The following is a 20,006-nucleotide window of genomic DNA, read 5'->3' as shown; positions in this document are numbered from 1 at the left end:
AATTTGAGATGATATTAGCTTCTTTTCTTCGTATTCATTAAGTCTATGTATAGTCATAAATCAATATCAAATAAATCAACCACCTAGCCAGGTTACGTTGTTTGAATATTAATGGGACGTCAAATAGAGACTAATTTAAGTCACTCAATTTATATGCTGTAGATTAATTGAATTGACAGAAAATAAATGTCCCCATTTGGGGACACTAAGATGCTTTTGTAGACTAGCTTACACTTTATTTATACCTTTGAAGGCGAAGTGATAGGGTAAAAAGCAGGGCTGGACATTAATTTAGCAACCAGTTCATTTTGTCGGCTAGTCTGTGTTTTTTTCATTATGCGCTTAATATAGGTTCTAACTGTCTCGTATGAGAGGTAGTGTAAATCAGCAATTTCAGCGGGAGATCGTCCATTGACTAATTCACAACAGACCTTTCCTTCTTTGTCAGATAAATTAAATAAGTCATGCAATATTTGTAAATCAAGGTTAGGTGCTTGTTCACTATTGTAAATAAAAATAGCGATACCATCTTCAATGCTGTTATTTTCTTTAACCAAAGGAGCAAAAGTAAGTGCCAATACGTGGTTATCTTTCGTTTTAATATGGACTGTTTGTGTGCTTTTATTTGTTCTACACGCATTAATAGCCAGATCAATTTCAGTATTTTTATTCGTTTTAATACTTTGAAGTTTTCTATTTATGATTTTTAATGGCATGCTTTTAGATAAAAACGCATTCGCTTTTTGGTTACAGTGGCAAACATTATTGGCGTTATCTAACAGAATGACAGGCTGCTGTATTTGATCAAATAAAAGCTGTGAAAGTAAGCGCTGCTTATCTTGATCCACCTTTATATGATGTAGGTGCATAGCATGCTGCATGTGGGGAATAAGCTGTTTCAGCATATCCATTTCATCAGGTAAAAACATGCCTTGATCATGGCGTCGTTGAAACACCATTTGGCTAACCCAACCATCTTCAATGGTTAATACCGCACCAGCCGCGTAATGAATATCAAGCTCGCAAATCCAATCATGATAGAATTCGGGTTCATTAATTCTGGCGTCTTCTCGCGTTGCATCTCCTGCGATGATTAACGAACCAGGAGCTGCTTTCACTAATTTTTCGATTAATGGGTCTTTACGATCTAAACGCTCCATGAATAATTGAAGGTTTTCTAGTTCAAGGCCTTCCATCCAGATGATATTTACATCTCTTGTCTCCATATTCGCCATGATTAAAGCACCAGAGCGAAAATTACATTGTTCTATGAGTTTTGATAAAAAAGGCTTAAATCCATCAGGATCAATCAAAGAGCCATAAAGTGATTTTATTAAATCGTCAAAATTAAACTTGGTCATGCTTGTCCGTTATTATTTATATTATAAGCCTCGTTAAAAACGATGCTTAATCAAATTTTGTCTGTAAAATTGGACATACGTACCAATGAAATAATCAATACACCTCCCGAATCTACTACATATAGGCACAATGTTGATATAAGAAACTAGTTGAATCCAATGAATTGGTCAATAATATTGGTTTTATGATTAAATGGTAATGGGAAATATCTCTATTTTTGATTGAAATTCGCTAAAATGTGTAAGGCATTAGGTGATGCAGAATGTACATTATATAACCATTTGTATGATTTTCTTGTCAAGAGTATAGGTGCTAGGAGCTGAAGCGGTAAATCTAGGTCTATGCTGGAAAGATGTTCTTATTTATTCGCCGTTGAATCTTTACAAGGAGTGTTCTAGTGGCTGGTGCAAGTTTATTGACCTTACTTGACGATATAGCAACCGTTTTAGATGACGTTGCCTTGATGACAAAAGTTGCGGCACGAAAAACGGCAGGGGTGCTTGGTGATGATCTAGCGTTGAATGCACAGCAGGTCTCAGGTGTACGGGCTGAACGTGAAATCCCTGTGGTGTGGGCCGTTGCAAAAGGGTCGTTTAAAAATAAGCTAATTTTAGTCCCCGCGGCATTATTAATCAGTGCCGTTGCGCCTTGGCTAATTACCCCAATGCTTTTACTCGGTGGATTATTTTTGTGTTTTGAAGGTGCAGAAAAGATCACTCATAAGTTCTTACACGATAAAGAGGAATTAGAAACACCAGAGCTGCTGGAAGATGAAAATATTGATTTAGTTGCGTTTGAGCAAGAAAAAATAAAAGGGGCAATACGCACAGATTTTATTCTATCTGCTGAAATTATTGTCATTGCTTTAGGCACAGTACAAACCCACCCATTTCCCACCCAATTAATGGTAGTCAGTTTGATTGCAGTGGTAATGACGGCCGGTGTTTATGGGCTGGTGGCGGGCATTGTGAAATTGGACGATGCAGGTTTGTATTTGGTAAGAAACAGTGAAGAAAAAACCATTAAACGTGCATTTGGCACTTTTCTTGTGAATGCAGCCCCTTATTTAATGAAATTTTTAGCAGTGGTTGGCACGATAGCAATGTTCTTAGTCGGGGGAGGTATTGTTGTTCATAGCGTACCGAACTCTCACGATATAGTGCATGCGATTACAGAGTCGGTCGCCACTATTCCTACCGCTGATGTAATAGCGCCTACTTTGTTTAACGGTGTAGTTGGAGTTGTGGCTGGTGTGATTGTTTTAGTGGTAGTCACTGCCGTACAGAAAGTACGTGGTAAATAGCGAGTAAGCTAACTTTTTACTATATCTGATCTCGCATTATTATAGTCTTGCACATATTACCCTTGTCTACGACGAGGGCTTTTTCTATCTAATTAATTACCTGAAGACGCAATTGCAATCATGCGTCGAATTATCGCTTTGCTGTCAAGGGGGGGAGAACAGATGGAAAAGTTCGTTATTGATAGCTTGTTGCGCTTTATTAAATTTACTTCGAAATGTTTTATCAGCAAGTGTATAGCTTATCATTCGATGTGAATAACAATTTCCGCATCCGCATCCGCATCCGCATCCGCATCCGCATCCGCAAAATGGTTCTCTAATGTCTGACATACCGCATTAATATCATGTATTTTTTGTCTCTGGCCAGCCCTCATATAATGCAATAAGTATTAATTATTTCCTTCTAAAGAACTATCGATCGCACGAATGAAAGAAGGTTGTGTACATAAGAATTCTATATGATACAAGGTTCTTATTGGCATCTCAGTGAAATGAGTTTGCTCGTCATACTTCATGTTATTAAGTGTCGTAACCCATAAGCGTCAATAATAAAGAAGGAATAATAAATGAAGCATATTCAACGTTCATTCATGTGTTTAGGGATAGTTACAGCATTGAGCTTTAACTGTGCTTTGGCAAATCAAGTTGATGAAAATGAAAATAATAATTTCATCGAAACCAACCGAGTTATTATCAAATATAAACCCGTTAAACGTGATGTGTTAAATATTGACATGCAAGAATTTAGGCAACTAGATACTGCAGCAGTATTAAGTTCAGCGACAGGAAGTAAGAGCAAATATATTCGTACTCTTTCAACCGGAGAAGAAGTTTACGAACTTGATGAGTGGAAAAATAGTGAAGAGTTGGACTTGATTCTAAACAGTTTAGAAGGCGATCCTCAGGTAGAGTATGCTGAACCAGATTTGATTCTACACCCATTAGAAATGCCAAATGACACTCGTATTTCTGAACTATGGGGAGTTGGTAAACATTATGCAGGAATAAATGTTGCGGCAGTTTGGCCAAAATACAGTGGTAAAAGTACGACAGTAGCGGTGGTTGATACGGGTTACGCGCTTCATTCTGATCTAGAATCAAATATGCTACCAGGTTGGGATTTTATTACAGATCCAATGATGGGAAATGATGGCGATGGTCGTGATAATGATGCGTCTGATCCTGGTGATTGGGTACTAAAAAACCAGTGTAAACAGAATTCACCAGCACGTAATTCATCGTGGCATGGTACTCATGTTGCTGGAACAATTGCTGCTGTTGCCAATAATAGTAAAGGGATTGCTGGGGTCGCATATGACGCAAAAGTTGTTCCAGTTAGAGTGCTAGGGCGCTGTGGTGGATATACTTCTGATATCGCTGATGGAATCATCTGGGCATCTGGTGGCGATGTACCTGGGGCGAATATTAATCGTAATCCTGCACAGGTGATTAATATGTCTTTAGGTGGTCAAGGTAGCTGTTCTCGTACGACTCAAAATGCAATTGACCTTGCCCGATCAAATGGTTCTACGATTGTAGTAGCGGCAGGAAATAGTAATCGTAATGCCTATAATTACACTCCTGCCAGTTGCGCTAATGTTATTACCGTCGCAGCGGTTAATAATGTCGGTAGTCGTTCTTATTATTCAAATTTCGGTGCTGTGGTTGATATAGCAGCTCCCGGAGGTGAATACACTCAAGTTGGGAAAACAGCGGCGATTCTGTCTACCATTAACAATGGTCAAAAACAGCCGACAACTGAGGGGTATGGGTATTATCAAGGAACAAGCATGGCAGCTCCTCATGTCGCAGGGCTTGCCGCTCTATTATACCAAGCGGATCCTATGATCACCCCAGAGAAAGTAGAAAAAATTATTAAGCAGTCTTCACGCCAATTTCCGAATCCAAACCAATGTATAGGTTGTGGTTCTGGGTTGGCTGATGCTGACGCCGCAATTAAGTTGCTTCAAATAGGAGAGCTACCGAAACCTATATTAGAGCAATGGAATGCAAGTAAAGTATATTTAAAAGGTGATGAAGTCTCATATAACAATCTTCGATTCTTAGCAAAATGGTGGAATACGAATGAAGAACCTGGAAAGGATCAATGGGGGCCTTGGCAGGAAAGTAAATAACCCTTAAACATGATGAACTCATGTTGGGTTTAATGCTCACCATTAACTTGAAGGTGTAGGCTTGATATCTGAAAGTTATCGTTAGGATTGTGTCGCAGCTGAGTGATGACTTTCAGCAGCACTCCAGTTTGCGACACAGCCGTTAAATATCCCACAGCCGTTAAATACCCCAATACTTCTTGGTGGGTTATTTTATGTTTTGAAGGTACCGAAAAAATCACTCATCATTAAAATATCCAATTAATTATCTGAAGACGCAATTGCAATAATGCGTCGAATTACTGCCTTACTGTCAATGGAATCATTTTTAAAAAATTGAAACAGTTCGTTATTAATTGCTTGCTGTTTTATGGGGTTGACCGCCATGGAATCTGTCATGCTTGGAACTGCTAATTTATGAATCAGCGCAAACTCTAAATCTTGACTAGCTTGTTGTTGGCATACATTAAAGCCCGATAAATCAATATCATTGCGTACAGGGATAGCCCCTTTTACTTTATTAAATTGACTTTGAAATGTTTTATCGGCCAATACGTTGGCGAGGTCATTAGCTTGTTGAACGGTGAAATCAGGGCGAGACATAAAAATGAAACTGTCCATATTATAAAGAAAAACGCCTTGAGTTTGCGGTGCAACATAGCACCCAATTTTTTTGGGGACATCAATATTCAGAGCGATTAATTCACCCAAAATCCAATCTCCTCCGATTTGAAATAAGGCTTTATCTTGTGCTAAATATTGAGTTGCAGTTTCCCATTTATGATCCGCTAATTGCTCTCCTACCAATAGACTAAGACGGCGGAATTGTTTGAATATCTCCTGCATTTCCTGTGATGAGATGGCCGTTTTATCTAAGTTCACCATGGCTTGTTGGTAAAAATCGACACCGCCATAGGCAATAACAAGGCTTTCAAAAAGTTGAGCTATTTGCCACGGTTGTTTTCCTATTGCTAATGGTTCTATGTGGTGGCGCTTTGCTTTATCCATCGCAATAAATAATTCAGGCCACGTAACAGGTACATCTAATGCAAGCTGTGTTAATAGGTCATGATTTACCCAAAGCCAATTCATCCTATGTAAAGTAAGAGGGAGGGCCACGTAACCATTTTCAGTTTGATTGATTTCTTTAGCCAAAGGATTAAGTGTCTCATTCCATTGGTGTTTTTTTGCGGTGTTATTCAAATTATGTAAAATCCCTATTGCATCCCAAGCTTTAATACTTGGTCCTTCAATTTGTGCAATGTTTGGGGTGTTTCCGGCGAGAGCTCTGGCTTGCAATACGGTTGTTGCGGTGTCACCACCACCGCCTATAACTGAGGTGCTGACCATCTGATAATCATGATCATTTAGTTGTTTTTTAATTGTGTTAAGCGCCTTTATTTCACCTTTCGATGTCCACCAATGTAGTAGTTCAATCTCGGCCCTTACTGGAGTGAAATGTAATAATGTTGTGAGCAGCGCTGTTTTTATAATCCAATGCATAACTTAATCTCTAGGAAAAATGAGCAACGCACACAGCCCACCAGTATCGGTTATTGAAAGCTCTAATTTACCGCCGTGTGCTTTAGCGATACTTTGTGAGATGGTTAGGCCAAGCCCATTACCTTGTATTTCATTGTTTGGATTCATTCTGAAATACGGTTCAAATAATTTATCTAAGGTTTCTTTATCAACGCCTTCGCCGTGATCAGTAATGGCAAGTTGTAAGCATTCTGGGTTATCAAATAATTCAATATCCACTTTGTTTCCATATTTAATGCCGTTATCTATTAGATTTTGAATGCAACGTTTTATTGCCAAAGGTTTACCGATATACGGTTGGCTTTGAGTATTAATAAGGGTGATGCGATCACTTGGGCCGCCGAAGGCCGTTTTGGTGTGCTCAAGTAATGCAATGATATCAATCGGTTCTATTTCTTCATGAATATCCGTTTCTTTGATGCACTGTAATGCCCCTTTTACCATAAGATCTAAATCGTTAATTATTCGAGTAAAGCGTTCGCGTTCGTTATCGTCATCAAGCATTTCAGCTCGAAGTTTTAAACAAGCAATGGGGGTTTTCAGATCGTGAGAAATTGCACCAAACAGCATTTCTCTGTCATTAATGTGGCTTTTAATTCGACGATTCATTTTATTAAACGCGTGAATGGCTGCGCGTAATTCAGCACTGCCTTCTTCTTTCACTTCAGGCACTTTTAAACGGCTGGTCATTAATGTTGCGGCTTTAGCTAAATTGCGAATAGGACGAATTTCTTTTCTTACAATCAGGCTGGTACAAGCTAATAGAAACAGAGCAGAAAAAAACAATGTTACCCATTCACGTAAATCAAAATAACTGGTTTCTAAATTGACATAGGGTGCAGGCAGCACCGCTGCAAGGTAAAACCACTCATCTTGAGCGACTTCAATTTGCATAACTAAAATAGGTGGATTTAAATCGCCTAGCGAGAGGGAGTAATGTGCCCACAACAAAGGCAACTCATCAATAGAGAGTTCTTTGTTAAAGACTTTGAGATCTTTTCTTAAGGTAAAATCGACATCCATATTTGGCAATGTACCGAGCTCTTTTTCAAGTACGCTCGTGACTTCATTGATGACCAAATTTTTACGTTCACTATTAGGTAAGGTGTTAAGTGTGATCTTATGACTATTGAGTGAAACAAAAAAACGGGTGCCTCCCATACTTCGTAGTTGATTGAGTATCAAATGTCGATATTCTGAAGGTAGAGTTTGAAAGAAAGCAACCGTTGAAGAGGCGCTCATGGCAAGGCTATTGACACTGGTAATAAGCCCTTGCTTGTCTTTTTCACTCGAATGTTGATACCAAATAAAGCCTGAAAGTAGCTGAGCAAGCATGATCACCATTAATAAAAATAGACTGGTGCGAGCAGCTAATGAGGTTGGCCACAGTTTAACGTTCATATTGAACGCCTGTGGTTAGCATATATCCTTGATTTCTTACGGTAAGGATCAAGGTGCGATCTTTGTCTTCAAGATGGTGGCGTAAACGGCTTATTTGAACGTCGATCCCTCTTTCAAATGGATCGGCCTCTCTTCCCCAAATCTCACGGGCGATATCATCACGGCTTAAAATGGATTCGGCTTTGGTAATGAATAAAGCCAGTAAAGATAAATCTGAGCCAGATAGTTGTTTCGTTGTTTTAGATGGAAGGTGTGTCAACTGACGGGTAACCGTATCTAGCTGCCATTCCCCTAGTGTGACTTTTCTCGCTAATTGAGTGGAATGGGATGAGTGGCTGCGTCTTAAAATGGTTTTTATACGAGCAAGCAACTCCCTAGGGCTAAAGGATTTTGTTATGTAATCATCAGCCCCCATTTCTAACCCTGCGACTCTGTCTGCTTCTTCTGTGACAGCAGTAAGCATGATGATGGGGGTATCAGAGGTACGGCGCAATTTTTGGCATAAGGTAAAGCCATCATCACCCGGCATCATAATGTCTAAAATAATGAGATCAGGGCTATTAAATTCAAGCAATTTCCACATTGCTACCCCGTTTTCTGCGCCGATAACGCTAAATCCTGCACGCCCTAGATATTCAGTTAATGCATCACGTAATTCAAAGTTATCATCCACCACTAAAATCTGTTTTTGTTCCATGGTCATCCTTCCTCTTTTTATCCTAGCTATTTTTATCCTTTATAGCTGCTAGTTATGATGCGCTTTTCTTTATAGAGGCACAATTCAGCCATTCGTAATTTGTCGCTTACAAAGGTGTTTTTTTGTAAGTGAATTCTTACAAAGTCATTGCCATTTGTAACCTTGAGCTTTGCAATAAAGAATAATCTAAATGGGATTTAATTTTAAGCGAAACGAGAAGCGACTTTGGTGCAAATCAGAGTAAATAATCAAAAACCATTCTCCAATTAGGAGGGAATATGTTTGGTAAAGCATTTGGACAATTACAAAAAATAGGCCGCTCATTAATGTTGCCTGTAGCAGTGTTACCTGTTGCTGGGTTGATGCTCGGTTTGGGTAATGCAGGGTTTGCTTTCATACCTGAAGCCTTAAGTAAGGTGATGCTTGCTGCGGGTGATGGTGTCTTTAGCAATATGCAGTTAATGTTTGCTGTTGGTGTTGCACTAGGGCTATCAAAAGGAAATGACGGTGCGGCGGCACTGGCTGGGGTTGTGGGCTTAATTATCATGAACGCATCATTAGGGGTTGTAACAGGGCTACGCGGCTTTGAAACTGATGCGACAATCATGGGGGTGAATACACTGCAAACGGGTGTATTTGGAGGGATCATTATGGGTGCGGTTGCAGCTCTAATGTTTAACCGATTTTACAATATACGTTTGCCAGAATATTTAGGGTTCTTTGCCGGTAAACGATTTGTGCCAATCATCACAGGGCTCCTTGCTATTGTTGTTGGGGCTTTCTTAGCGTTTGCATGGCCACCTGTAGGGCAATTATTGGATGCCTTCTCTCATTGGGCCGCTTACCAAAATCCTGTACTTGCATGGTCTATTTATGGTGCGGGTGAGCGTTCGTTACTTCCTGTTGGTCTTCATCATATTTGGAACGCGCCATTCTTTTTCGAAGTGGGTAGTTATACTGATCCTGAAACAGGAAAAGTAATCACCGGCGAGTTAAGCCGATTCTTTGCTGGAGACAAAACAGCAGGTTATCTCTCTGGTGGCTTTATGTATTCAATGTGGGCATTGCCTGCGGCTGCATTAGCGATTTACCATTGTGCTACGCCTTCTCGTAAAAAAGTGGTAGGTGGTTTAATGGCTTCAGCGGCATTAACCTCTTGGCTAACAGGCATCACAGAACCGATTGAATTTACTTTCTTATTTGTTGCTCCAGTGCTGTATGTGATTCATGTGTTTTTAACCGGGATTGCCTTTGCGATTACTGCTTTTCTGGATATTAAACACAGTACAGACTTTGCGCACGGGGCGATTCAATTCTTCCTATATTACCCAATGTCGAATAACGCATGGATGTTCGTTATTATCGGCCCAATTTGGGCGGCTCTGTACTATGGTTTATTCCGCTTCTTAATTGTGAAATTAGATCTTAAAACGCCAGGGCGTGAGAGTGACCCTGTTAAGGTTGAAATGGCAGGAGCGCCAGATGAAATAGCAACGGATATTGTGATGGCACTTGGTGGGAAGCCAAACATTAAATCAGTGGATGCGTGTATTACACGATTAAGAGTGACAGTAAAAGATATCAATGAGGTAGACATTGTAAAGCTTAAACAGCTAGGTGCCCATGATGTGTTGGTGATTGGCGATAACCTACAAGCTATTTTTGGTACTCAATCCGATAATATTAAAACAGAAATTAATGGTGTGTTAGCGACGATTTAACTTTATCTCCCCCCTATGCAGAATAAGTATGCCAACTCTATAGTGGAGTTGGCTTTATTTAAATAACGACTAAAAGGGTAGTTTCTACTACTTTTTTAGCATGACTATTTGTTAAACTAGCGGCGTGAATTTAGATCAAACTACATACTTATCCGTCCTAATTCACATGCTAGACACAACCCCGACTCCAGCAGGCCTTAAATCTAAAGGTGGGCAATTTGTTTTTGCGAATGAAGCCTATCGACAGTTGGTGAATGCTCCGAAGGAGATAGAGGGGCTATTTGATTGTGACCTACCATGTGACACAGCCCAATTTGCATCCATCTTTGCCCAACAAGATAGACATGTAATGCTAAGTAATAAGACAGTTAGCACCATCGATATTCATAACTATGCGCATGGTTACGATGCATTTTCATTCAATAAGCGACCAGTTGTCATTAACGGTGAAACGTGGGGAGTGCAATTTAATGCAGTTAATCTTAAAGAACTGATCTGTGTCGAAGCTTTTGCTGAAATCATGACGTTCGACAAATCCCATAAATCATTTAGTTCTGTACGGCTGGGGGAAATGCAACTTACACCTTCTCAGGAAATTGTACTGTTTTGGTTGCTACGTGGTCGCCAGACAAAGCAAATTGCGTTGATGATCCATCGCACACCCAAAGCGGTAGAAAAGCAAATTGCTAATCTAATCGTCCGGTTTGCCATATTTGGTGTCACTAATCGTGCGTCGCTGATTGATTATGCCCGCTGTAACGGATGGCTATCAGTTATTCCTGATCAGCTATTAAAGCAACCAGTCTCGATTATGATTAATGAATAACGACGAGTAAAAAAAGTACTGGGTCCAGAAAACAAAAAGCCCTGAATCAGTAATGATTCAGGGCTTTTAAATGCAATGAATAAAATGGATTATTCAGCAATTTCCGCATTGTGGTAAATATTCTGTACATCATCACAGTCATTTAACACGTCTAAGAATTTCTCGAATGCAGCTACGTCGTCGCCGCTGATTTCAGTCATTGTTTGAGGAACAAAAGAAATTTCTTCAACGTCAACAGCTACATCTGGCATCGTTGCTGCAAGTGCATTTTTCACTTTGAAAAATTCTGTATGAGGAGCATAAACGGTAATAATGCCGTCTTCGCACTCGATGTCAGTTACGTCAACATCTTCCATCATTAGGTTTTCAAGAACCATTTCTTCGTCGTCACCAGCGAACTGGAATACAGCTTGGTGTTCGAACATGTGACCAACAGTACCTGGTCCACCGATTTTCGCATGGTTCTTAACAAACGCTTGGCGAACATCCATGAAAGTACGGTTGTTGTTGTCTGTTAAACAGTCAACGATAACCATGCAGTTTCCTGGTCCAAAACCTTCGTAGCGCGCAGTAGCAAAATCTTCACCGGCACCACCTTTGGCCTTATCGATCGCTTTCTCGATGACATGGCTTGGCACCTGATCTTTTTTTGCTTTTTCGATCAAGCGCTTGAGTGAAAGGTTGCTGTCTGGGTCTAGACTACCGTTCTTAGCACAGACGTAGATCTCTTTACCGTATTTTGAGTAAACCTTGATCTTTGCGCCAGCCGTTTTTGCCATCGACAATTTGCGTACTTCGAATTTTCTTCCCATGAGGAATCACTCTCTTTAATCAGTGTTTGGGGCTTTGATGGTCCGAATTTTACCAGTTAGCAGGGTATGTAGGCTAGTGTCATCTTGTTGTCTTTTGTCTGAATACTCGACATTTATGGGTTTATTTTCTTTTTTTAACATCGATAACGACATTCTGAGTCACTCTCTTAACGGCTATCTTACCTTTTGTATAAATAATCTGATTGTATCCATTAATGGCAGCTTTATGAAATTTTCATGGAAAGCGTATTCTTTAACACGTCAATCTGACTGCGATTATGATGAATAATGAGCATATCGGTTAATAAATATCACCTGTTTACTACTGATTTCATTAGAAATAAAAAAACATGACGATTTAGGTCAAAAAACAAGCATTCGATGCAGTTTAGGGTTTACAGTCGAATCTCCGATGCGTATTATTCACCGCACTGGAGAGATGGCTGAGTGGTCGAAAGCACCGGTCTTGAAAACCGGCAAGGGTTTATAGCCCTTCTAGGGTTCAAATCCCTATCTCTCCGCCATATTCTAGATATTTGATTTACTTCGAATGTCATACAGAATTGGAGCGGTAGTTCAGTTGGTTAGAATACCGGCCTGTCACGCCGGGGGTCGCGGGTTCGAGTCCCGTCCGCTCCGCCAACACAACGAAGCCTCAGCAGAAATGCTGGGGCTTTTTTGCATCTGCAGTTTGCCAAACTTGTTAATCAAGAATATGAACAAAAGGAAAACAATGTACCAATTAATGATCTCTGATCTTGATGGCACCTTGTGAAGATGAAGTTGTTGCTTTATATATTTCGGATCGTGCTCACTACATGCCGCGCACGGTCATTGAGCAGCAATATGATCCACTAGATAATCTATAAAAGCCCTGAGCTGTGGTTTGGGGTATTTGCCACCACGATAAACGGCATAAATCTCAATACCTGCATGTTCATGTGGTGAAGCAGTCCAATCTGGCAATACTTTTTGTAGTTCCCCATCTTTTATAGAGTCAGATACCATCCAGCTTGAAAGTAGCAATAGGCCTGTCCCGCCCAGTGCTGCAGACATTAATGGAGACCCGCCTCTTGAATATAAATTCCCCTTAACTGCAACTTTCTTGTGCTGTTTCTTATTGGAAAAATGCCAGTAGTTACGTTTTCTGTCACGGCTTAGTAGCAAGCAGTTGTGTTGGCTTACTTCTTCTGGAGTAGTCGGTGTACCGCAACGCTCAAGGTAGCTTGGAGAAGCACACAGAATTGTATGGTTCGGCATCAGCATTCTAGCATTCAGGCTGCTATCGGCAGGGCGGCCAATTCGGATACCTAAGTCGATATTCTCAGCATTCATATCGACCATTCTATCGTCTAGTTCAATATCAACGGTAACGTTAGGGTAGCGTTTGAGAAAGTCAGGCAAAATAGGGTTGATACACAGGTTTCCGAAGCTTTCGAAAACAGAGATCCGCAAGGTGCCACTCGGTACATCGTTTGTTTTATCCATAGAACGAATGAGTTGATCGGCATCTTCCATTAGCTTACTGGCACCAACAAGGAAATACTGACCCTCTTCGGTGAGTAATAATTGGCGTGTACTGCGCTTAAATAGGGTTACTCGAAGCTGTTTTTCAAGATTATCGATATTTCTGGCCACAGAAGAGGGTGCCATGTGCAGAGCATGCCCCGCCTTAGAGAAACTGCCGGACTCAACGACCTGGGTAAACACTCGTACAAGATCTAACATTCAGCTCACCTTTGCATTTTACGCAAAACTATTGCAGATAATAGCGGCATTCTATCTCTCAGTCGAATTCTGCACAATGTCCTTATTGAATCAGCAGGGGAGCTCAACAAGAGGCCTGTCTGCGAAAATATTTGACCGTTTACATATCTAAAAGAGTGTAACCAATTGAGGAGATAAGAATGCAAAAGCGTATTGATATTAGTGGATTACAAACAAAAGCAATTGAAGCGATGATGGGGTTAGAAAACTATGTGTCAGGCTCTGAACTGCCTACTACCTTGAAAGAACTGATTAAACTGCGCACATCGATGATCAATAACTGCGCCTATTGTATTCAAATGCACACTCCTGTTGCTCAAAAAAGTGGTATCGACGTACAGCGTTTAATGGCATTAGCCGCATGGCAAGAATCGCCGTTGTTTAGTGATGTAGAATGTGCGGTATTGGCAATGACTGACGAGATGACGTTAATTGCCGATCAGGGTTTGCCTGAAGCTACTTATAATCGCTGTATTGAATTACTGGGCGAGACTGCGACCGCACAGTGTATGATGCAAATTGTCACTATCAATGCTTGGAACCGAATAGCGATATCGACCAAGATGGAGCATGCCAGCTGAGTTTCTTTCACCTTGATGAAGAATTTACAATATTTTCCACCATGATAAATGGCTCACCAATCTTTATTAGTAAGCCATGAGAAAGCCTTGAATCAGTAATGGTTTGAGGCTTTTTCGATATGACCGACTAAGTGACTAACGCAACCAAGAGGGCGAGCTTGTGTCGATTCACCAATAACTGCTTTTTTAATTCGTGAATATTCCCGGATTCGATTATGCGCTCTATTAATCTTTCCGGGTAATGGTCGCGCTGCACGGTATGGTCGTGTGCCCCAATAAAATTCGTAGAAGGTTTCAAAACACCTTGCTAGTTTATTGCTGGTTGATTCCTTGCGACAGCCTTGTACCACCTTGAATGCTAGTCCGTTAGGGTTTAAAGATGGTAACATTTTGATGAAATAAGCTTCTAACCAGCGCCCTCGGTTAAGCGGTTTATTCAGACTGACTCCGATGGCAGCATGAGACAAGATGCTCATCAACTCGTCGGTATTCGCATCTATGTCTTGCTGCGTTTCTAAAATTATTATTAAAGGGCTCATTGTTCGCGTCCTCATTGTGGCATTTTCCCAAAGGGGGGCGATGCTCCGTTTGGATAATGAATGTCAGCTGATGAACTAATCTCTACTTCTTTTATTTTCAATTTTGATCGCCACGCTGGCAGCAATAATGATGAAAAAGGCAGCCATTAAAAAGTAATGCATTACGTCCATAAACGAATGGAAAGTCATACGATAACCCTCGCCGTCATATAGACACTAGAGAACTCATTGAGCTCGATCTCTGATGGCATTTTCTCAGTTTCTTTATCTATAAGAGTTATTTCGAAGTCTTTAATGTCTGGTTTATGTGTTCTAAGCGACATCAGGGCAATATCTCGGGCTTTTACCGCGTGACTCGCTGAGTACTCATGGCCGACACCAGCGACCTCGACATAGTAAGAGAACCCGTGCTTATTACGTTCGGCTTCAACAGCGACATCAATGAATGCAGGAAGATAACTAACATAGATTGTAAATTCAGTATGATCGCCTGATTGCTCTCGGACTTGGATATCCTTAAGAATCACTGAGCCTTTCGCGGCAATGTTGCTTAATGTTAGTAATTCATCGATAGCGCTATAGCGGGACTGTTTTAAATGAGTATTAAGCTTGTGGGTTCTAGTACTCACATTCGTTGAATAAATCGCTGAGTTTCCTAGCTCGACTAACAGTACAACGGTCGATTCCATGGCGTTTCTTCCTCAAATTTATTATTTAGGCAGGGCTTCTGTGAGGCGACAACGCATCGAACCGACACACTTAATAGCAATATTAAGGTTTACTGTTAGCGTTTTTCGCCCCTTTTTCTCTTATACCAATCTAGACAAGTATCTGATCATTCTTGCTGGTTAAAACTGCTTCTAACTACGTTAGAAATTTTATAATTAGAATAACTAGTTACTTCAATTTCTGCCTTGTTATTATCAATTTTTCCTGCGCAATTATCTGACCATTTACTTATCCAGAATGGTATTACACGGCTCTGGCGTATTGCGGTAATTCGGCCCCTTCTTTCGTTAAGACCATTTGCCATACACTTAAGCTACGGCTACGGAACGCCCCCGCACACGATAGTAAGTAGTAACGCCACATTCGATAGAATGTTTCATCGTACCTATGTGAAATTTCTCCCCATCTTTCTTCAAAGTTATGGCACCAAGCGACCAATGTTTTATCATAGTCAGGCCCTATGTTGTGCAAGTCTTCAACGTTAAACTTATTTTCCATAGCGGAACTTAATTGAGTGATTGATGGGATCACGCCATTGGGAAATATGTACTTATCAATCCAAGGATCCGTTTCGTTTTGAGATTTTGGGGTGCCGATGGTATGGAGTAAGAATGCTCCGTCGTCTTTAAGGAATCGGTTTGCACACGTGAAAAATTCTTTGTAATTCTCAGGGCCGACATGCTCAATCATGCCAATAGACACAACACGATCGTATGAAATGTCTGGCGAGTAGGTTCGGTAATCTTGAAGAATGAAATTAACAGGCAATCGCTTGTCACGTACCTTTTTCATACCCAGAACCATTTGTTCTTTAGAAAGGGTTAAACCATGGCATATAACACCATAATGCTCAGCGGCGTAGTTCATGAAGCTTCCCCACCCACAACCAATGTCTAATACATGCATACCAGGTTCTAGCCCCATTTTACGGCAAACCAAATCGAGCTTCGATTCTTGGGCTTCGTTGAGATCTTCCGCATGTTTCCAGTAACCGCACGTGTACGTCATTCGATCATCTAACATCGTTTGGAATAAATCATTGCCTAGGTCATAATGAAAGGGCACATCTTTACTACATCGCGTTACACTTTGCTTATTAAATAAACTTACAACCTTATTTCGCCCAAGATGAGCACCTAGCCATAGCTTGGCTTTAAGGCCTAATTTACCTTCTAAATCGTGCTTGGTGATACGACTGATTAATTCATCAATTTTGTCGCAATCCCATAAACCATCCATGTAAGTTTCACCTAACCCTAATGAACCATCCACAAGAATCCTATCTAGTGCAGCCTCGTCATGAAGCCTGATATCCCAATCACGTTTACCGTTGATTTGAATATCGGCTGGGCTTAATAGTTCATTGAAAAGTTTTAAATTGGACATAACTTACCTGCTATATAAAACAAGAAACACTTCGAGACCTAAAAAAAATAGCACTTTATGGAATGACATTATGTTCATTTTTATTAAACACCATGCTTAGAATTATTAACGTGAAAAGTTTGATGTTTTGTGTATAGGAAGCACGTTCTTAATATTAGAGATAGAATTGAACGAAATTTATACTGCGATTTAACAATGTTATTATTTGTCGTAGTTTGTTGCTCTCTTTACTGCTTTGTGCTGCCGAAAGTTAAATTTTTTATTACATGCAGCTATTAATAATGATGCTGATGAATGATTTTGTACTATTTGAATGTTTCGCTATATAGGCTAAGTCTGTGTTTATCACCATGTTTATCGACATTATTACATTATGGTAAAAGTCATTTATCTAAAAGGTAGATTATCACTAATGATGGAATGAAGCATAATCGCTCCATCAAAACGAAGAGCATAAATAAACGCTCTGATGTTTATTTAATAGTAATGCAATATGCATATTAATTCTGTCTACTGTAATGCTGAACAAGATCGACAAATTCTATGATATATAGATTTGATGTCGAAGGTGATTCGTAATGCATTAAGTGCTAGACACCACTTTATAATTAAGGTAAATAATGAAAAAGTTAAATGTTTCTATTTCTACGTTGTTGGTTTTATTTTCAGCGGCAACGTTAGCTGATATTAATATCGTAGATACAAAAAATGGTTCGTGGGTTACGGTATCTAAAAATGGTGTAGCAGAAGAGAATGCAGTAGTTACAACTCCTAAGTTGACTCAACTAAATCAATCATTTAGCACTGATGAAAATGGGCGTGTATTTATTCCATTACCATTAAATAGCTCACGTTCTATTCAATATAAAGCTGTAACCGTTGATGGTGCTGAATTTTCACGCAGTGCGTTCCACGGTGTGAGTAATCGCTAAAGATTACGTACTTATACCCAAGTTAAAAGTATTGCTCAATATTTGAATAGTGTTCCGTTTAGGGACTTCATGAAAATACCAATCACATAATATTATTATTTTTCTCTATGGTTGGTATAAAGCATAAATAAAGGAACAAAAAATGACGGCTCTATCTGATAAACCGGGTATCACTCTATTAAAATCAGGTTCATTTAAACTGAATGATTTAAGTAAACTTCTTGAAGTTGATGGCTTAAAAAGCGAAATGGCTGAAGTTGCAGTGACAAATAACTCAAATGCATTAACGATTGGTCACTTCATTATGGAACCAGGCATTGAGTTTGAATATCTTTATGATTCTGTAGAATATAAAGTGGTCACAAAAGGCAAAATTGTAATGCGTGATCAACAAGGTAATAAATATATTGCTGAAGTTGGTGATGTTATTTTATTTTCTCCTAATGTATCTGTTATTTTTGACGCTGAAAGTGATGGTGAAGCAATTTATACCGCTCACCGAAAAGCAGCTCCTGAATTTGCACCACAAGCATAATATTTAAGGTATTACCATGATAAATAAAATAGTTAATAAATATAAAGCGGCATTCTGCTCTTCGAATGGTGTGCATATTCATCCTAATGTTGATAACGGCATCCAACCAACATCAGATAATTTTGAGGGCGGCGTTTTAAAATGCCATTGTCGTTCAAATACAGTTACTGTTGAGATAAAAGGGCAAAGTGCTCATAACCATGTTTGTGGTTGCTCTAAGTGTTGGAAGCCTAACGATAGTTTGTTCTCACAGGTTGCAGTAATACCAAGAGATAACCTGAAAGTGACCAATAATGAGTCGAAACTTCAGGTTGTTGACGAGAGTGCAGCCATTAAGCGATTTGCTTGTAAGGATTGTGGTGTGCACATGTATGGTCGAATTGACAATACCGATCACCCGTTCTTTGGCTTAGACTTTATTCATACTGAACTATCAGCAGAAAAAGGTTGGTCAGCACCTGAGTTCGCAGCGTTTGTATCATCAATTATAGAAACAGGAACAAACCCTGAAGATATGGGGGCAATACGTAAGCAATTACAATCGCAAGGTTTAGAACCTTATGATTGTCTTTCTCCTGTATTAATGGATGCAATCGCAACACATATTGCGAATAGCAAATAATAAAAAAGGCTCTTTGGAGCCTTTTTTTGATTAGTCCAATTTTACGCTGTTAGTTTAGTTGCTCGCTCAGGAAATCAACCAGCATACGTACTTTAGGTGATAGGTGACGGTTATGTGGGTAGAGCGCCCAGATCCCATCATCACTCTCGGTAAATTGGGTCAACAATGGTATGAGCTGTTGATTGTCGATATATTCTTGTACGTAATAGTCAGGCAGTTGAACAATACCAAGTCCTTTTAGGGCTGCATCAGTTAGTGCATGGCCACTGTTACAACGAAGGTTGCCTTTAATTCGAATATTACGGTGTTTGCCATTTTCTTGAAAACGCCAATAGTCGAGTGTTCCTTGAAGGCAATTATGATGATTGAGTTCAGATAATGAATAAGGGACACCATGGGTCGAGAGATATTTTTCTGAAGCACAAACATATTGGGTACGAGATCCCAGCCTTTTGGCCATCATAGAAGAATTTTCCAGTTGACCAAGGCGAATCGCTAAATCATATCCTTCGTCGATTAAGTCAACTTTTTGATTTGATAGTTGTAGGTTAACCTCAAGATCGGGATATTGAAGAGTGAAATCGTTTATTAACGGTGCAACAGTACCTTCACCATAGGTAATGGGAGCCGTAATTTTTAATTTCCCTTGAGGCGAGCTTTGCAAATTACTGATTGCTCTTTCAGCTTCATCTAACCCGTCTAGAACTTGTCGACAGTGCTGGTAATAAACGCGACCAACATCGGTTACAGACACTTTTCGGGTAGTACGGTAAAACAGTTTAGCAGATAATCTTTTTTCTAACGCACTGATTTGACGACTAACTTGGGCTGTTGAAATCCCCAGTCGTTTTGATGCTGCGGTAAAGCTTTCAGTCTCAGTAACAGCGACAAACTCACTGACTCCTTCCCAGTTAAACATTATTACTACCACGTAAAAATAATTCAATATTGATTGGATTATCGTCTTCATTGAAATAAAAGCAAGCAATTTTACGCGGAAAAATTACTGAAGCGGATCGTTCTCCTTGTTCAAACTGTGAAGATAAAACCAGTTATTATTATTACCTGATAGTAAAAGTAATTTGTTTTTTTAGCCGATTATCATCTTTAGTGAAAGTAATATAATGAGTCCTATTG

18 protein-coding genes and 2 tRNA genes are annotated in these 20,006 nt (G+C 39.8%); 10 read left to right on the top strand and 10 right to left on the bottom strand.

Annotated elements, in window-relative coordinates; genetic code table 11:
* Window positions 1-239: 239 nt before the first annotated feature.
* Entirely contained in the window at window positions 240-1,361 is a 1,122-nt protein-coding gene (locus C9J12_RS14470) for a helix-turn-helix transcriptional regulator (protein WP_107243360.1), read from the bottom strand.
* A gap of 398 nt (window positions 1,362-1,759) precedes the next feature.
* On the opposite strand from C9J12_RS14470, the gene C9J12_RS14465 reads away from it, so the two are divergent.
* Window positions 1,760-2,665 (top strand): DUF808 domain-containing protein, encoded by a 906-nt coding sequence (locus tag C9J12_RS14465; RefSeq protein ID WP_107243359.1) that lies wholly within the window; start codon window positions 1,760-1,762, stop codon window positions 2,663-2,665.
* Window positions 2,666-3,231: 566 nt separating this feature from the next.
* On the top strand, window positions 3,232-4,800 hold the full coding sequence (locus tag C9J12_RS14460) for a S8 family serine peptidase (RefSeq protein WP_107243358.1): 1,569 nt from the start codon (window positions 3,232-3,234) through the stop codon (window positions 4,798-4,800).
* A gap of 240 nt (window positions 4,801-5,040) precedes the next feature.
* Here the strand turns inward: C9J12_RS14460 and C9J12_RS14455 are convergent, their stop codons facing one another.
* The 3 genes from C9J12_RS14455 to C9J12_RS14445 are packed head-to-tail and all read right to left on the bottom strand — an operon-like array spanning window position 5,041 to window position 8,419.
* Window positions 5,041-6,282, bottom strand: coding sequence for an ABC transporter substrate-binding protein (locus C9J12_RS14455; RefSeq protein WP_107243357.1), 1,242 nt, complete (start codon window positions 6,280-6,282; stop codon window positions 5,041-5,043).
* Between the two features lie 3 nt (window positions 6,283-6,285).
* Window positions 6,286-7,722 carry an ATP-binding protein gene (locus tag C9J12_RS14450; protein WP_107243356.1) on the bottom strand — a complete coding sequence of 479 codons (1,437 nt, stop codon included), beginning with the start codon at window positions 7,720-7,722 and terminating at the stop codon, window positions 6,286-6,288.
* On the bottom strand, window positions 7,712-8,419 hold the full coding sequence (locus C9J12_RS14445; RefSeq protein ID WP_107243355.1) for a response regulator: 708 nt from the start codon (window positions 8,417-8,419) through the stop codon (window positions 7,712-7,714). Before C9J12_RS14445 ends, C9J12_RS14450 begins: the two co-directional genes overlap by 11 nt.
* Window positions 8,420-8,697: 278 nt before the next feature.
* On the opposite strand from C9J12_RS14445, the gene ptsG reads away from it, so the two are divergent.
* On the top strand, window positions 8,698-10,140 hold the full coding sequence (ptsG, locus tag C9J12_RS14440; RefSeq protein WP_107243354.1) for a glucose-specific PTS transporter subunit IIBC: 1,443 nt from the start codon (window positions 8,698-8,700) through the stop codon (window positions 10,138-10,140).
* Between the two features lie 166 nt (window positions 10,141-10,306).
* A complete protein-coding gene (locus tag C9J12_RS14435) occupies window positions 10,307-10,966 on the top strand; it encodes a PAS and helix-turn-helix domain-containing protein (RefSeq protein ID WP_107243353.1) in 660 nt (219 codons plus the stop codon).
* Window positions 10,967-11,055: 89 nt separating this feature from the next.
* Here the strand turns inward: C9J12_RS14435 and C9J12_RS14430 are convergent, their stop codons facing one another.
* Window positions 11,056-11,778, bottom strand: coding sequence for a YebC/PmpR family DNA-binding transcriptional regulator (locus C9J12_RS14430; protein ID WP_107243352.1), 723 nt, complete (start codon window positions 11,776-11,778; stop codon window positions 11,056-11,058).
* A 433-nt stretch (window positions 11,779-12,211) separates the two neighbouring features.
* Between C9J12_RS14430 and C9J12_RS14425 the strand changes: the two genes are divergently transcribed.
* Together C9J12_RS14425 and C9J12_RS14420 are read left to right on the top strand one after the other, a co-directional pair.
* Window positions 12,212-12,302: transfer RNA gene (locus C9J12_RS14425), tRNA-Ser, on the top strand.
* Window positions 12,303-12,343: 41 nt separating this feature from the next.
* Window positions 12,344-12,420 (top strand) — tRNA-Asp (locus tag C9J12_RS14420).
* 189 nt (window positions 12,421-12,609) lie between these two features.
* On the opposite strand, the gene C9J12_RS14415 is transcribed toward C9J12_RS14420, so the two are convergent.
* The gene (locus C9J12_RS14415; RefSeq protein ID WP_107243351.1) at window positions 12,610-13,506 is read right to left on the bottom strand and encodes a LysR family transcriptional regulator; all 897 of its coding nucleotides are present in this window, start codon (window positions 13,504-13,506) and stop codon (window positions 12,610-12,612) included.
* Between the two features lie 179 nt (window positions 13,507-13,685).
* On the opposite strand from C9J12_RS14415, the gene C9J12_RS14410 reads away from it, so the two are divergent.
* Window positions 13,686-14,126, top strand: a complete 441-nt coding sequence (locus tag C9J12_RS14410; protein WP_107243350.1) for a carboxymuconolactone decarboxylase family protein — start codon at window positions 13,686-13,688, stop codon at window positions 14,124-14,126.
* A 92-nt stretch (window positions 14,127-14,218) separates the two neighbouring features.
* Here the strand turns inward: C9J12_RS14410 and C9J12_RS14405 are convergent, their stop codons facing one another.
* The 3 genes from C9J12_RS14405 to cfa all read right to left on the bottom strand — a co-directional run bounded on the left by C9J12_RS14405 (window position 14,219) and on the right by cfa (window position 16,780).
* Entirely contained in the window at window positions 14,219-14,665 is a 447-nt protein-coding gene (locus tag C9J12_RS14405) for a hypothetical protein (protein ID WP_107243349.1), read from the bottom strand.
* A gap of 185 nt (window positions 14,666-14,850) precedes the next feature.
* Window positions 14,851-15,354, bottom strand: a complete 504-nt coding sequence (locus C9J12_RS14400) for a hypothetical protein (protein ID WP_107243348.1) — start codon at window positions 15,352-15,354, stop codon at window positions 14,851-14,853.
* Between the two features lie 283 nt (window positions 15,355-15,637).
* Window positions 15,638-16,780 carry a cyclopropane fatty acyl phospholipid synthase gene (cfa, locus tag C9J12_RS14395; RefSeq protein WP_107243347.1) on the bottom strand — a complete coding sequence of 381 codons (1,143 nt, stop codon included), beginning with the start codon at window positions 16,778-16,780 and terminating at the stop codon, window positions 15,638-15,640.
* Between the two features lie 620 nt (window positions 16,781-17,400).
* On the opposite strand from cfa, the gene C9J12_RS14390 reads away from it, so the two are divergent.
* From C9J12_RS14390 to gfa, 3 genes are all read left to right on the top strand, one after another.
* Window positions 17,401-17,712: a hypothetical protein gene (locus C9J12_RS14390; RefSeq protein ID WP_107243346.1), complete on the top strand. Its 312-nt coding sequence runs from the start codon at window positions 17,401-17,403 to the stop codon at window positions 17,710-17,712.
* 142 nt (window positions 17,713-17,854) lie between these two features.
* Window positions 17,855-18,247 (top strand): cupin domain-containing protein, encoded by a 393-nt coding sequence (locus tag C9J12_RS14385; RefSeq protein ID WP_107243345.1) that lies wholly within the window; start codon window positions 17,855-17,857, stop codon window positions 18,245-18,247.
* A gap of 16 nt (window positions 18,248-18,263) precedes the next feature.
* A complete protein-coding gene (gene gfa / locus C9J12_RS14380) occupies window positions 18,264-18,869 on the top strand; it encodes an S-(hydroxymethyl)glutathione synthase (RefSeq protein ID WP_107243344.1) in 606 nt (201 codons plus the stop codon).
* Between the two features lie 49 nt (window positions 18,870-18,918).
* On the opposite strand, the gene C9J12_RS14375 is transcribed toward gfa, so the two are convergent.
* Entirely contained in the window at window positions 18,919-19,788 is an 870-nt protein-coding gene (locus C9J12_RS14375; RefSeq protein WP_107243343.1) for a LysR substrate-binding domain-containing protein, read from the bottom strand.
* Between the last annotated feature and the right edge of the window lie 218 nt (window positions 19,789-20,006).

It is taken from the genome of Photobacterium frigidiphilum, from assembly GCF_003025615.1.
Taxonomy (GTDB): domain Bacteria; phylum Pseudomonadota; class Gammaproteobacteria; order Enterobacterales; family Vibrionaceae; genus Photobacterium; species Photobacterium frigidiphilum.
This window is presented reverse-complemented; position numbering and strand designations above follow the sequence as displayed.